14 protein-coding genes and 2 tRNA genes are annotated in these 13,415 nt (G+C 62.6%); 4 read left to right on the top strand and 12 right to left on the bottom strand.

The window, feature by feature from the left end; translation table 11 throughout:
* Positions 1–48 precede the first annotated feature (48 nt).
* Positions 49–903 carry a carboxylating nicotinate-nucleotide diphosphorylase gene (gene nadC / locus HSS18214_RS0115360; protein ID WP_016916160.1) on the top strand — a complete coding sequence of 285 codons (855 nt, stop codon included), beginning with the start codon at positions 49–51 and terminating at the stop codon, positions 901–903.
* Positions 904–906: 3 nt separating this feature from the next.
* On the opposite strand, the gene HSS18214_RS0115355 is transcribed toward nadC, so the two are convergent.
* On the bottom strand, positions 907–1,437 hold the full coding sequence (locus tag HSS18214_RS0115355) for a GNAT family N-acetyltransferase (RefSeq protein ID WP_016916159.1): 531 nt from the start codon (positions 1,435–1,437) through the stop codon (positions 907–909).
* Positions 1,438–1,611: 174 nt separating this feature from the next.
* Here HSS18214_RS0115355 and tsaA point away from each other — a divergent pair, with 174 nt between their 5' ends.
* Positions 1,612–2,352: a tRNA (N6-threonylcarbamoyladenosine(37)-N6)-methyltransferase TrmO gene (tsaA, locus tag HSS18214_RS0115350; RefSeq protein WP_016916158.1), complete on the top strand. Its 741-nt coding sequence runs from the start codon at positions 1,612–1,614 to the stop codon at positions 2,350–2,352.
* A gap of 40 nt (positions 2,353–2,392) precedes the next feature.
* Here tsaA and purC read toward each other — a convergent pair whose 3' ends face one another.
* The 3 genes from purC to dapA all read right to left on the bottom strand — a co-directional run bounded on the left by purC (position 2,393) and on the right by dapA (position 5,088).
* On the bottom strand, positions 2,393–3,109 hold the full coding sequence (purC, locus tag HSS18214_RS0115345; protein ID WP_016916157.1) for a phosphoribosylaminoimidazolesuccinocarboxamide synthase: 717 nt from the start codon (positions 3,107–3,109) through the stop codon (positions 2,393–2,395).
* A gap of 31 nt (positions 3,110–3,140) precedes the next feature.
* Entirely contained in the window at positions 3,141–4,121 is a 981-nt protein-coding gene (locus tag HSS18214_RS0115340) for an outer membrane protein assembly factor BamC (RefSeq protein WP_016916156.1), read from the bottom strand.
* Between the two features lie 82 nt (positions 4,122–4,203).
* Positions 4,204–5,088: a 4-hydroxy-tetrahydrodipicolinate synthase gene (dapA, locus tag HSS18214_RS0115335; protein WP_016916155.1), complete on the bottom strand. Its 885-nt coding sequence runs from the start codon at positions 5,086–5,088 to the stop codon at positions 4,204–4,206.
* Positions 5,089–5,359: 271 nt separating this feature from the next.
* Here dapA and HSS18214_RS0115330 point away from each other — a divergent pair, with 271 nt between their 5' ends.
* Positions 5,360–5,833 carry a peroxiredoxin gene (locus HSS18214_RS0115330; RefSeq protein ID WP_016916154.1) on the top strand — a complete coding sequence of 158 codons (474 nt, stop codon included), beginning with the start codon at positions 5,360–5,362 and terminating at the stop codon, positions 5,831–5,833.
* Between the two features lie 60 nt (positions 5,834–5,893).
* Here the strand turns inward: HSS18214_RS0115330 and HSS18214_RS0115325 are convergent, their stop codons facing one another.
* Both HSS18214_RS0115325 and HSS18214_RS0115320 read right to left on the bottom strand, forming a co-directional pair.
* Positions 5,894–6,994 (bottom strand): AI-2E family transporter, encoded by a 1,101-nt coding sequence (locus HSS18214_RS0115325; protein WP_016916153.1) that lies wholly within the window; start codon positions 6,992–6,994, stop codon positions 5,894–5,896.
* Positions 6,991–7,269, bottom strand: coding sequence for a sulfurtransferase TusA family protein (locus HSS18214_RS0115320; protein WP_016916152.1), 279 nt, complete (start codon positions 7,267–7,269; stop codon positions 6,991–6,993). The genes HSS18214_RS0115325 and HSS18214_RS0115320 overlap by 4 nt, the downstream gene beginning before the upstream one ends.
* 249 nt (positions 7,270–7,518) lie before the next feature.
* On the opposite strand from HSS18214_RS0115320, the gene HSS18214_RS0115315 reads away from it, so the two are divergent.
* Entirely contained in the window at positions 7,519–8,979 is a 1,461-nt protein-coding gene (locus tag HSS18214_RS0115315) for a M48 family metalloprotease (protein WP_016916151.1), read from the top strand.
* Between the two features lie 87 nt (positions 8,980–9,066).
* On the opposite strand, the gene nadA is transcribed toward HSS18214_RS0115315, so the two are convergent.
* The 6 genes from nadA to HSS18214_RS0115285 all read right to left on the bottom strand — a co-directional run bounded on the left by nadA (position 9,067) and on the right by HSS18214_RS0115285 (position 13,370).
* The gene (gene nadA / locus HSS18214_RS0115310; protein ID WP_016916150.1) at positions 9,067–10,095 is read right to left on the bottom strand and encodes a quinolinate synthase NadA; all 1,029 of its coding nucleotides are present in this window, start codon (positions 10,093–10,095) and stop codon (positions 9,067–9,069) included.
* A gap of 337 nt (positions 10,096–10,432) precedes the next feature.
* A tRNA-Lys gene (locus HSS18214_RS0115305) sits at positions 10,433–10,508 on the bottom strand.
* 85 nt (positions 10,509–10,593) lie between these two features.
* A tRNA-Lys gene (locus HSS18214_RS0115300) sits at positions 10,594–10,669 on the bottom strand.
* Between the two features lie 115 nt (positions 10,670–10,784).
* Positions 10,785–11,654 (bottom strand): 23S rRNA pseudouridine(2605) synthase RluB, encoded by an 870-nt coding sequence (rluB, locus tag HSS18214_RS0115295; RefSeq protein WP_016916149.1) that lies wholly within the window; start codon positions 11,652–11,654, stop codon positions 10,785–10,787.
* Positions 11,641–12,429: an SMC-Scp complex subunit ScpB gene (gene scpB / locus HSS18214_RS0115290; protein ID WP_016916148.1), complete on the bottom strand. Its 789-nt coding sequence runs from the start codon at positions 12,427–12,429 to the stop codon at positions 11,641–11,643. The genes rluB and scpB overlap by 14 nt, the downstream gene beginning before the upstream one ends.
* Entirely contained in the window at positions 12,426–13,370 is a 945-nt protein-coding gene (locus HSS18214_RS0115285; protein WP_016916147.1) for a segregation and condensation protein A, read from the bottom strand. The genes scpB and HSS18214_RS0115285 overlap by 4 nt, the downstream gene beginning before the upstream one ends.
* Positions 13,371–13,415 lie beyond the last annotated feature (45 nt).

Below are 13,415 nucleotides of genomic sequence, written 5' to 3'. Positions count from 1 at the left end.
TCACTATAATGCCTTTCACCCAAGATCACGCTTCGAGAACCCACTGCTATGCATTATCAAACCGCGCTTGATGAAGAGATTCGCACCTGCGTTCCCCGCTGGCTGGCGGAAGACCTGGGCACCGGGGACATCACCGCACAGCTGATCCCTGAAAACCAGTGGGCCACCGCCAAGGTGATTACCCGCGAACCGGCGGTCCTCTGCGGCGTTGCCTGGGTCGAGGAAATTTTCCGCTGTCTGGACGAGCGCGTCACGCTACGCTGGCAGGCCAGCGATGGCGAGTTGCTGGAGGCCCAGCACTGCTTTCTGGAGCTCGAAGGCCCCGCCCGCAGCCTGCTGACCGGCGAGCGCGCCGCGCTGAACATTCTGCAGACGCTGTCTGCCACGGCCACCGCCACCCGCCGCTACGTGGACTTGATCGAGGGTACCAGTGTGCGCCTGCTGGACACCCGCAAAACGCTGCCGGGGCTACGCCTGGCACAAAAGTACGCGGTCACCTGCGGCGGTGGCCATAATCACCGCCTGGGCCTGTGGGATGCCTTCTTGATCAAGGAGAATCACATCGCGGCCTGTGGTGGCATTCAGGCCGCCGTGGCGCAGGCCCGCAAGCTGGCCAGCGACGTACCGGTGGAAGTGGAAGTCGAAACCTTCGAAGAGCTGGACCAAGCGCTGGCAGCGGGCGCCGATATCGTCATGCTGGACAATTTCGACATCGAAGACCTGCACGTAGCGGTAGAGATCAATGGGGGTCGCGCCACCCTGGAAGCCTCCGGCAACGTCGATGACTCGACGCTGAAAGCCATTGCGGACACCGGCGTGGACTGCATTTCCAGCGGCGCCCTCACCAAGGATGTGGCCTCCGTCGATCTGTCGATGCGCATCACTCAAACCTTCAACGTTTGATCGTCAGGTTTCCACCGCGCTGAGCTGCTTGACCAGCCGGTAGCGCTGGAGCATCTCACCACTGCGCTCGACCCACTGCTCGCCGAGGTTATCGTAGCCACGGCGCTGCAGTCGTTCGAGCAGCATCCGGCTGGCCTCGATTTCCACTTGCGCCACGCCATGTTCCAGCAGAATGCGCTCGGCATGGATCAACAGCGTGGTGCCGATGCCACGCCCCGCCAGCGACGGCCAGACGTAAAGCGTTTCAATGCGCCCACCGCTCACGTCCAGCTCGAGAAAGCCAACGCAGCGGCCATCGCAGGCGGCCACCAGCGTCGTGTAGAGCGCCTGACGCGCCGCCCAGGCGGTGCCTTCACGGGGCAGCGCATGGGCCCAGGCGCGCCGCTCGGCCAGCCCATAATGGTTGGCTGCGCCTTGCATGACGGCGTGGTAGAACACTTCGGCCTGGTCGGCGGCGTCCTTGGCCAGCGCCGCGCGATACGTGACGCGGGCCGTTGGCGTGGATGCCGGTGAAGAAGGGTCGATGTTGGACATACGTTGCCTCAATGGGGTGACCGCTGGCCGTCAAGCGCAGCGCTGTGTCGGTTCCGTTGGCTAGTCTATACTCATCGCCCTGGCGGGCAACCCGTGCCAGCCGAGCTTGAATTCATCGAGCGTGCGTCGCCATGCCACCATGCACAAGCGCGCTGACACGCAAAAGGGAGTGCCATGCACGATTCTCGGGGCCACGGGCCGTTTTCGATCACGCCCATTGGCCATATCATCAGCGACTACCCGGACAAGTTTGGCGTGCCTCGCCAGCCTGGCCTGGCCCCGGCAGCCCATGCGCGCCTGGTACTGGCCCACCCTTTCGACGACCCACTGACCGTACGCGGGTTGGAAGACTTCAGCCACCTGTGGCTATCGTTCATCTTTCACCAAAGCCCCGAACGCTGGTCGCCCCTGGTACGCCCGCCTCGGCTGGGGGGGAATCGCAAAGTGGGCGTCTTCGCCAGCCGCAGCACCCATCGCCCCAATCGGCTGGGGCTGTCGCTGGTCGCACTCTCCGGCATCGAGACCGGGCCCGGCGTAACGCTTCACCTGGCGGGCTGTGATCTGGTCAGCGGCACCCCCGTGGTGGACATCAAGCCCTACCTGCCCTGGGCAGAGGCCATTCCCAGCGCCCAGGCGGGGTTTGCCCCTCAACCGCCGGAGACGGTGGCCGTGGTGTTCTCGCCAGAGGCTCACGGCGTGCTATCCCTACGCCAGGATGGCGCGTCGCTGCGGGCGCTGATCGAGCAGGTGCTGGGCCAGGACCCCCGCCCTGCTTATCAGCGGGGCGGACAGGCCGAACGTCTTTACGGGGTGCGCCTGCGCAATGTCGATGTGCGCTTTCGGGCGCTGACCGCCGCCGAAAACGACGCCACCACCCTGGAGGTGGTGGCGATAGAGCCCGAAGACCGCAAGTGACCATGGCGCCAGCGAGCGGCCCCATGGCAAGCCTGACGGATCAGGCGGGGAAGGTGATACCCAGGCGACGGCCGACTTCTTCATAGGCCTCGATGACCCCGCCCAACCCTTGACGGAAGCGGTCCTTATCGAGCTTCTCACGGGTATTGGCATCCCACAGGCGGCAGCCGTCCGGGGAGAACTCGTCACCCAGCACGACCTCACCCTTGAAGAGACCGAACTCCAGCTTGTAGTCCACCAGCAGCATATCGCCTTCGGCGAACAGCTGCTTGAGGATGTGGTTCACCTTGAAGGTGAGCGCCTTCATCTTGCTCAGCTGTTCCGGCGTGGCCCAGCCAAAGGTTTCGGCCAGCGACTCGTTGATCATCGGGTCGCCCTTCTCGTCGTTCTTCAGGAACAGCTCGAAGGTAGGCGGGTTGAGCGCAATGCCCTCTTCCACGCCCAGACGCTTCACCAGCCCACCCGCGGCAATGTTACGCACGACACACTCGACGGGAATCATCTCCATCTTCTTGACCAGACTTTCGGTGTCGGAAATCTGCTGTTCGAAGTGGGTGGGGATGCCGCCCTCTTCCAGGCGCTGCATGATGTAGGCATTGAAGATGTTGTTCACCATGCCTTTACGGGCGAGCGCCTCTTTCTTCTTGCCATCGAAGGCACTGGTATCGTCACGAAAATGCAGTACCAGCAAGTCAGGGTCGTCGGTGGTGTATACGGATTTTGCCTTACCGGCATAGAGTTCCTGGCGCTTTTCCATGGGGGCTCCGTCTAAAATCAAGGTCTAAGAGTTAACGTAAGTAGCCGGAGACACGCTCGAGCAACTCGCGCTGGTCATCTGCACTGAATCCACGCTCGCTGGCATTGACGGCACGCAGCACGGTCTGGTTGCCCTCCGGCTGGAGCACGAGGCGAATATTCTGGGACATGCGGCGCACGTCCTGGCTGAACACGATCTGCAGCGGGTTACGTCCACGCTCGGTCTGGGTCATGTATTCGACCAGGAACTCATAGTCGTCAGCCGAGGCTTCCAGCAGATCACGCTGGCCTTCCTGGGTGAAATCCAGCGCCAGGTAGTGGTTCATTTCGGCCCAGACGCGCTCGATGGGCTGCGGAATCAGGACCTCCCACTCATCGCCCTGCTGACGCATTTGCAGCGTTTGCTCGCTGGCAAGGCGTTGCGCAGTCCAGGAGGAAGCGCTGGCCGTTGCGCTACGCGCACCGAGGTACTGCTCCAGCGCCGCCACACAGCTCTCGACGCTCTGCCCACCCTGCTCACAGCGCACTTCGCTGCTGCCGGCACGCAGGGCGCTCTGCAAGCGTAACGTGGCTTGAGGCGTCACGATGACGCCCTGGGTCGCACTGCTCTCCTGAACACCCAGTTGGCGACTGCGCACGAACCCCTCCAACTGAGGCCATACCGCGCCGGGGTCTGCGGCTACCACCAGCCAGACCTGGTCACCCGCCTGACGCCGCTCGACGTACTCCGGCTCCAGCCCGCTGCCTAGCGCCAGAGAAGGTGGCGGACCGATACGCGCGGCTTCATCGACACGCGACCCTTGCAGGCCCGCTTGAGGAACCGGCATGGCATCCCGATAACGCTGAGTATTGCGCGTTTCCGGCAAAACGAGAGGCGGCGCTGGCGCGGCTTCGGTGTAGTCCAGGTTACGGTCGTGGTAGTACCCGTCACGCGCGCAGCCCGCCAGCGTGACGGTTGCAGCCAGCGCCAGCGGAATCCATTTCAGCGCACGTTTTTCTAGCACAGAGCTCATCAAGCCACCTTAACAGTCATCAGGTCATTTACCCGGCAGGTACATCGTCACCGGGTAGCAAATGCGTTCGCAGCGCCTGGGGTTACTCCTTGATCAAACCCGCCAGTTGCAGCGCTTCGTTTACCGTACCGTGGTACTTTTCGGACAGCCAGGTCAGCGGCAGGCGGATGCCCTGCTCCATGTAACCCATGCGATTCAGCGCCCACTTGACGGGGATCGGGTTGGACTCGATACCCAAGTTGGTATGCAGCGGCATCAGGCGCGTATTGATCTGATGCGCCTTGTCGGCATCCCCTGCCACCGCGGCGGCGCACAGCTCGTGCATCGCCCTGGGCGCCACATTGGCGGTGACCGAAATATCACCATGGCCACCCATCAGCATGAAATCACAGGCCGTGGCATCGTCACCGGAGTAGAGCATGAAGTCGCTGCCCTTCAGGCGAGAGATTAGATCTTCGGCGCGCTCAAGGTTCCCGGTGGCATCCTTCAGGCCGATGATATTGTCCACCTCGGCCAGGCGAATGACGGTTTCGTTGTAGAGATCCGAGCAGGTACGTCCCGGCACGTTATAGAGGATGACCGGCAGTTTGCTGCCCTTGGCCACCGCCTTGAAGTGCTGGTACAGGCCTTCCTGAGTAGGCTTGTTGTAGTAAGGGCACACGGAGAGACAGTAATCGGCGCCTACTTCGCTGGCATAGCGCGCCAGCTCGACCGCTTCGGAGGTGGCATTCGCGCCGGTACCGGCAATGACCGGGATACGCCCATTGACCTCTTCCACGACGCTGCGGATCACATCGAAGTGCTCGGCAAACGACATGGTGGTGGGCTCACCGGTAGTGCCTGCGGCCACGATGGCATCGGTACCGTTCTCGAGATGGAAGTTCACCAGGCGACGAAGCGCCTCCCAGTCGATGTCGCCATTGACCTTCATCGGCGTCGCGAGGGCGACAATGCTGCCTGTGATCATCCGTATTTTCCTCACCTGCAAAAAAGTGGAACTCGCCCGGCCAGGCGGGGTGGCATGGCCCATGATCGAGTAAAAGACGCGGCGCGGATACCTCGAAGGAACACGATGACCCCGCCTGTAAACAGCAAATGGTACTCAGGCGATTCGAGCCTGTACAGCGTAAAGCACGCAGAGTTTACCACTGAGCCGGGCCAAACCAGAACGATTCGCTTTGACAGCACGGCGGCGCATGCGTGTAATCTTGGCGAACCCCTATCTGTGAGGAGCTTGTATGTCACTCGAACTCGGTCAACCCGTTCCCGACTTTTCGGCCAGCGCCACTGGCGACACCACCATCACGCTGTCCGAACTACGCGGCCAGCAGGTGGTGATTTTCTTCTACCCCAAGGCCAGCACCCCGGGCTGTACCACCGAAGGCGGCGACTTCCGTGACCGCAAGGCGGCCTTCGATGCCGCCAACACCGTGGTCATCGGCATTTCTCGAGACGGCCTGCGCGCCCAGGAGAACTTCAAGGCCAAGCAGGACTTCAATTTTGCGCTGATCTCGGACAAGGACGAAGCGGTCTGTCAGCTGTTTGACGTCATCAAACTGAAGAAGATGTACGGCAAGGAGCACCTGGGGGTCGAGCGCAGCACGTTTTTGATCGACCGGGATGGCAAGCTCGCCAAAGCGTGGCGTGGCGTCAAGGTCCCCGGTCACGCGGAGGAGGTATTGGCAGCCGCTCAGGCACTGAATGGCGAATAACGCGTTCTGACAACTCGGGCTGACGGCATCGAGCCCCTCGACGCCGTCAGCCTGTTGGGGCTAGTCGGCCTTCAGCTCTATCTGGTCACGCAACTCCTGGTGCCCTTCCAACCCTCTGGGCCATGCGGTCACCAGGGCTTTCAACAGGGTGGCCAAGGGAATGGCAAAGAATACCCCCCAGAACCCCCAGATACCGCCGAAAAACAGCACCGCTAGAATGACCGACACCGGATGAATGTTGTTGGTCTCGGAAAACAGCACCGGCGCCAGCACGTTACCGTCCAGGGCCTGAATGATGCCGTAGGCCAGCAGCACATAGGCAAACTGCTCGCTGACGCCAAAGTGAAAGACCGCCACCGCCGCCACGGGAATGGTGGCCACCGCAGCACCGATGTAAGGCACCAACACGGAGAAGCCCACCAGCACGGCCAATAGCGCCGTATAGGGCAGCCCAAACAGGGCAAAGGTTAGATACGAGACCGTACCGACAATCACGATCTCGATGGCCTTGCCACGGATGTAGTTGGCGATCTGGCGATCCATTTCCTGCCAGATACGCGTCAACAGCGAGCGCTTTTGCGGCAGCAGCGAGAGCGCAAACCCTACCAGCGCCTCGCGATCCTTGAGCATGAAAAACACCAGAATGGGCACCAGCACCAGGTAGATGATCAACGACATCACGTTACCCAGCGACGACAGCGACAGCGTCAAGGCGCGCTGCCCTACCTGGCTGATCTCGCGTCCGGCCACCCCGATCCAGCTCTGCATCTGATCAGGCGTGATCAGGTTGGGGAAGCGCGCCTGCAGCTCGTCCAGCCATATCTGCGCCGTGGCAAACATGCGTGGCGTCTCCTGCACCAGCCCCACCAGCTGGTTCCATATCAACGGCATCAGAATGAACGCCATGGACAGCAGCACGCTGACAAAGGCCACGAACACGATGATGACCGCCAACAAGTGGGGCACGCCTCGCCGGGTCAGCCCACTGACCAGCCCCTGCAGCAAAAACGCCAGCACCAATGAGGTGAAGAAAGGCGCCAGCATGCGGCCAAACAGCACGATGGCTGCCAGCCCCGCGATCAGCACCACCAGCAGGACCAGTGCCTCTTCATCGGAGAAATAGCGTTCGATCCAGCTTCTGAGAATGGCGCGCATGGTCATGAGCGAGCCGCCCCGGCTTTACGCAGCCAGAACACGTAGATCTCGCCCTGCTGAACTCTGGCTTCCAGCCGATGATCACTCAGCTCGGCGAAGGAAGCGACATCGCGCCAGGAGCCCGCATCGGTGGCACGTATCTCCAGCAACTGGCCTGCCGATAACCCGGCTAGCGCCTGCTTGGCCTTCAACAGCGGCAACGGGCAGTGCAGCCCGGTAGCGTCCAGTACCGCATCGGGCTCTACCCCCTCGGCCAGCGCGGATGCTATTTGCTCAGACATACCCTCTCCCTTGTGAAAGCGCTTTTACCCATAACAAAACGACCCATGACACAGCTATTCATACAGCGATTCATAACGACCACCGTTCACCGCTACATAACCACGGTATTGTTGCATACACTGTTCGGACGATGACCAGCCTGTCTCGATTTAACGGCACTTCCTTGCCTGAATCAATGTCACAGCCTGTGTTTGCAACATCCATCACCGCAATGATCGTGCGAATCGAGAACCATCACGAGGGATGCCATGGCGCACCTTAAGACTGTTACGCCACGCCTGGCCTGCGCACTGGCCCTGCTGTTGGGCACTGTGGGCCTCAGCGCGCCTGCTCAGAGCAGTGACAGCTATCAGCTGCCCACCCTGGGGGGCGCCTCCACTTCGGTGAGCAACGAGGAGTATCGCCTGGGCCGTGCCTGGCTGCGCCAGTTCAGGGCCCATGCCCCTCAGTGGCAGGACCCCATCGTCAACGACTACCTGGAGAGCCTGGTGGCCAGGCTGGCGCCCCATAGCCAGCTGGGCAATCTGCAGACGACCACGGTAATGGTCGATAACCGCTCGCTCAACGCTTTTGCCGTGCCCGGTGGCGTGGTGGGCATCAACTCGGGGCTGTTTGCCTTTGCCGAGGATGAAGGCGCGTTCATTTCGGTCATTGCCCACGAGCTGGGGCACCTCTCCCAGCGCCACTACGCGCGCGGCAGCGCTCGGGCGGAGCAGACGCAACTGCCCGCCATGGCCGCCATGCTGGCGGGCATGCTGATTGCCGCCAGCGGCGGTGGCGATGCCGGTATCGCCACCGCCATGGGCTCCCAGGCGGCGCTGATTCAGGACCAGCTCAGCTACTCGCGGCGCTTCGAGCAGGAGGCCGACCGTGTGGGCCTGCAAGCCATGGCCGCCGCCGGTTACGACCCCGAAGCCATGGTGCGCATGTTTGGCGCCATGCAGCGCATGGCGCGCCTGCAGGGCGGCACGCCCCCGGAATTTCTGCTGACCCACCCGGTCTCCGACAGCCGCTTGAGCGATGCCCAGGCCCGGGCGGCACAGCTCAGCGTCGCCAATCGATACACCAGCGATACCTTGTACGACATGATGCGCGCCCGAGCACTGCTCAGCATCCATCGTAACAGCCCTCAACAAGCGGCGGCCCGTCTCGAACAGGAGAGCGCCGAGGAGCCCGCCCTGCGCTATGTTTCAGCCCTGATCGATGCGCAGAATGGCCAGACCGATCAGGCGCTCCAGACTCTGGATCGGCTGGCCAGCGAGCTGCCGGATTACGCCATGCTGCCCGCCTCGGCCGCCCAGGTGGCCCTGCAGGCCCAGCGCTATGACGATGCCATCCAGCGCAGCCAGCGGCTGTTGCGGCTGATGCCCAACTACCTGCCCGCTCAGCTCACCCTGGCAGAAGCGCAGCTGCAGCGCGACCCTCAGGCAGCCTACACGCTGCTGCGAGAAGTCACGGCGCGCCACCCGGACAACCCTCAGGGGTTCAACCTGCTGGCGGAAGCGGCTGGCCGCAGTGGCCACAATGGCTGGGGGCACCTGGCCCGGGCCGAACATTTGCAGCTCACCGGCCGAATGGATAGCGGCATTCGCCAGCTAGGCATCGCCCGAGACGCTGCCCAGCAGGAGAACGACCAGCAGGCACTGGCGCGCATCGAGCAGCGCCGCGAAGCGTTCATCGAGTACCGGGAAGCGCTGGAAAAATTTTAGCCACGCCGCCCAGCCACCGCTCAGCCAAATACGCCAAGGCCCGGCGCCAAAGGGCGCCGGGCCTTGTGCATTCACGCCAGGCAGAACCTAGGCGTTGAAGTTCAGCATCCGCTCCAGCGGCTTGAGCGCCTGCTGACGCAAGGCCGCATCGACGAAAATTTCGCCGCTGCCTTCGCGCAGCGCGCCCGCCAGGTTATCCAGCGCGTTCATCGCCATCCACGGGCAGTGGGCACAGCTACGGCAGGTGGCTCCATTGCCTGCGGTCGGCGCTTCGAACAGCGTCTTGCCCGGCACGGCCTGCTGCATCTTGAAGAAGATGCCGCGGTCGGTGGCCACGATCAGCTTGTCGTTGGGCAGCGTTTGCGCCGCCTTGATCAATTGCGAGGTCGAACCAGCCACATCGGCGAGCTTGACGACCGCTTCCGGCGACTCCGGGTGCACCAGCACGGCTGCCTCGGGGTACAGGCGTTTCAGGTCCTCGATCCCCCTGGCCTTGAACTCCTCATGGACGATGCAGGCGCCATCCCACATCAGCATGTCGGCGCCGGTTTTTTTCTGGATGTAGCCCCCCAGATGCTTGTCGGGCGCCCAGAGAATTTTTTCCCCCTTGGCCTGCAGATGTTCGATCACCTCGACGGCGATCGAGGAGGTCACGACCCAGTCGGCACGCGCCTTGACGGCCGCCGAAGTGTTGGCGTAGACCACCACCGTGCGGTCCGGGTGGGCGTCACAGAACGCGCTGAATTCGTCGATGGGGCAGCCGATATCCAGTGAGCAGGTGGCCTCCAGGGTGGGCATCAGCACCCGCTTTTCCGGGGAGAGGATCTTGGCTGTCTCGCCCATGAAGCGTACCCCAGCCACCACCAGGGTAGTAGCGTCGTGGCGAGCGCCAAACCGGGCCATTTCGAGGGAGTCTGCCACGCAGCCACCGGTCTCTTCGGCCAGCTGTTGAATGGCGTCATCGGTATAGTAGTGCGCCACCAGAACGGCGTTGTGGGCCTTGAGCAGCTGTTTGATCTCGGCCACGCGGGCTTCGTCTTCCGCCGGGATGCGCGTTGGGCAGTATGGGCTGGGAAGCGGTGCTTCCAGCGCCACTTGAGAAGTCAGAATAGTCATCGTGTCTACCACTGTGACGAACAGGGAATCCCCCCGTTAAACACCAGTTGCGACGTATGCGCTCCGCATGCGCCGCCCTCGGGGCAACTGGCCGCTGCGTCTGTCGCACTCGCCGGTTGCCGATCTGGCCTGCTACTGCGGGCCAGCGCTGCCGAGCATGATCGACAGCCAAATCCACACATCGTTACAGGTCCATTGTGGTGGACAAGTATTGCCTGCTGCAAGCAGAACCGCACGCTGCAGTGCGGCATGATTTGCCGATGCACCCTGCCCATCGCCAGGGCAGAACGCGCATAGCAGAACGCCCCTGGCAGCAAGCTACCAGGGGCGTTGAATTTGGTGGGTCGTGTAGGATTCGAACCTACGACCAATTGATTAAAAGTCAACTGCTCTACCAACTGAGCTAACGACCCAAATCCTGCTGCTTTTCTGAGGGCTTTCGCCGCTCTGTACGGCGTTACCGTAGTGTATCACCTGATAACATCGCCGCTGTTCGAATGGTGGGTCGTGTAGGATTCGAACCTACGACCAATTGATTAAAAGTCAACTGCTCTACCAACTGAGCTAACGACCCGTCCGAACGGATGCATATAGTACGGATCACACCCGACAATAGCAAGCCTTTTTTGTCTTTCGTCTAAAAAAACCGCGCGGTGCTCGGTGTCCCCACACCGCGCGGCGAGCATCGCTTAACGACGCTTGGGCTTGCGCATGGCCTGAACCGGGCGACGCTTGTGCTTGTCGCGACTCCAGCGGTTTTTCTCGTCCGGCGTCAGCTCGGGCACCTTGCGGGTTTCCAGGTGGGCCAGGGTCGCCAGATCGTCGACTTCGTCCTGGGAAAGCTCTACCCACTCGCCCGCCTTGGCACGCTTGTCGAGGAAGATATTACCGTAGCGCACGCGCTTCAGGCGGCTGACGGTGAGCCCCTGGGACTCCCACAAGCGGCGCACTTCGCGGTTGCGGCCTTCCAGAATCACCACGTGGAACCAGGTGTTGATGCCTTCACCACCAAACTCCTGCACGTCGGTGAAACGGGCGGGGCCGTCTTCCAGCATGACGCCATCCACCATGGCGACGATATGCTCTCGCTTGACGTCGCCCATGACCCGTACCGCGTACTCACGCTCCACCTGGGTGGAGGGGTGCATCAAGCGATTGGCCAGTTCACCGTCGGTGGTGAACAGCAGCAGGCCGCTGGTATTGATATCCAGCCGCCCGATGGCAATCCAGCGCTCGCCTTTCAGGCGCGGCAGACGCTCGAAGACCGTGCGACGGCCTTCCGGGTCCTTGCGGGTACACAGCTCGCCTTCCGGCTTGTTGTACATGATGACCCGACGCGGCACTTCTTCTTCCGGGCGCAGCGTGACCGGGCGGTCATCGAAGCTGACCTTGTCGCGGGCTTCCACGCGGTCACCCAGCTTGGCCACCTGGCTGTTCACCTTCACCCGGCCATCGGCAATCGCGGTTTCCATTTCACGGCGGGAGCCAAGGCCCGCACGGGCCAGCACTTTCTGCAGTTTTTCGCTGGTGGGCGGCGTGGTGTTGTTACTCTGACTCATGGTCGTCTGACCTCACATCGTTGGTCTGCGTGCCCGCGTCCTCATCTCGACGCTGGGCACGTGCCGCAAGCCGTGCCTCCAGATCGGCAAAGCTCAGCGGCTGGGTTAACGCCGTCTCGGCGTGGGGGTCGGCACTCGCTGCCGACGTGTTCTGATCTTGCTGGGGTGGCGCATCCTGCACGGTTTCGACGGCTTCGTCCAGTGCGACATGCGTCGCAGCGGGCGGTTCCTCAGCCAATGCTGCTTCGTCGGCGGCCACCAGCGTGTGCATGGGCGGCAAGGCATCCAGCGTCTTGAGCCCGAAGTCATCCAGAAAGCTGCGCGTCGTGGCATACACGGCGGGACGCCCCGGCACGTCGCGGTGCCCGACGATGCGTACCCAGCCCCGCTCCATCAGCGTGCGAATGATCGAGCTGCTGACGCTGACGCCCCGCACTTCTTCGATATCGCCCCGGGTCACCGGCTGACGGTAGGCAATCAGCGCCAGGGTTTCCAGCAAGGCACGGGAGTAGCGCTGGGGGCGCTCATCCCACAGCCGCGACACCCAGTGCGACAGCCGCGGGCGAATGCGCAGCTGAAAGCCCGAGGCCGTTTCGACCAGTTCCAGCGCCCCGTCCTCGTGGCGCCGGGCCAACCGCGCGAGGGCGTCGCGCAGCGCCTTGCGAGACGGGCACTCATCCGCCAGAAACAGCGTCTCCAGCCGCTCCACGGGCAGCGGTTCTCCGGCCGCCAGCAGCGCGGCTTCGACAATATCGTCCAACGTGGTGTCTCTCACCGTGACTCCTCGTCAGGTTCGAAGGCAGACTCTTCGTCCGCAGGGTCATCACTTTCCCGCGCAAAGGGGTCCTCGTCCTCATCGGCCAGCGCCGCCTGCCGAGCACGCACATGGATCGGCGACAGCGGCGCGTTCTGGACGATTTCGATCATCGACTCCTTGGCCAGCTCCAGAATGGCCATGAACGTCACGACGACCCCTGCCCGCCCCTCCTCCAGGGAGAACAGCGCTTCAAAGGGGGTATAGCGCCCATGGGTGCCATCTTCGTGCAAGCGCTCCATGATCTTCAGCATGCGCTCCCGGGTCGAGAGCACCTCTCGACTGATCTGGTGGGCCTGAGCCAGCTCGGCCCGCTTGAGAATGTCCGACAGCGCGCCCAGCAGTTCGTCCAGCTCGACATCGGGATGAATCACGCGGGTTTCCAGCGGTGGCAGGCCCGCCTGCACGCTGAACCAGTCCCGGCCCACCCTGGGCAGGGCATCCAGCGCTTCAGCGGCCTCCTTGAGACGCTCGTACTCCTGCAATCGGCGTATCAGCTCCGCCCGGGGGTCCTCTTCTTCCTCGCCTTCCGCCTTGGGGGGGCGCGGCAGCAGCGTGCGTGATTTTATCTCGGCCAGCATGGCCGCCATCAACAGGTACTCGCCGGCCAGCTCGATCTCCATGGCCTTCATCATCTCCACGTACTCGATGTACTGATGGGTGATCACCGCCACGTTGATACGCAGAATGTCGAGATTCTGCCGACGAATCAGATACAGCAGCAGATCCAAAGGCCCCTCGAACGCTTCCAGGAAAACCCGTAGCGCCTCGGGGGGAATATAGAGGTCTTCCGGCAGCTGCGTAATGGGCTCATCGAACAGGCGCCCAAGGCCCTCTACGGTGGGCTCCACCGTAGAGGGCATCGCGTCTTGATCCTGCACGGCGCTGGGCGTCTCGCTCACGCGGGTCGAGTCCTTGTCAGTTGAAAACGGCAGTGTAACAGCGCT

The sequence above is a fragment of the Vreelandella stevensii S18214 genome (assembly GCF_000275725.1).
GTDB lineage: Bacteria > Pseudomonadota > Gammaproteobacteria > Pseudomonadales > Halomonadaceae > Vreelandella > Vreelandella stevensii.
The sequence above is the reverse complement of the archived record's forward strand: the minus strand, read 5'-3'. Positions and strand labels throughout refer to the sequence as shown.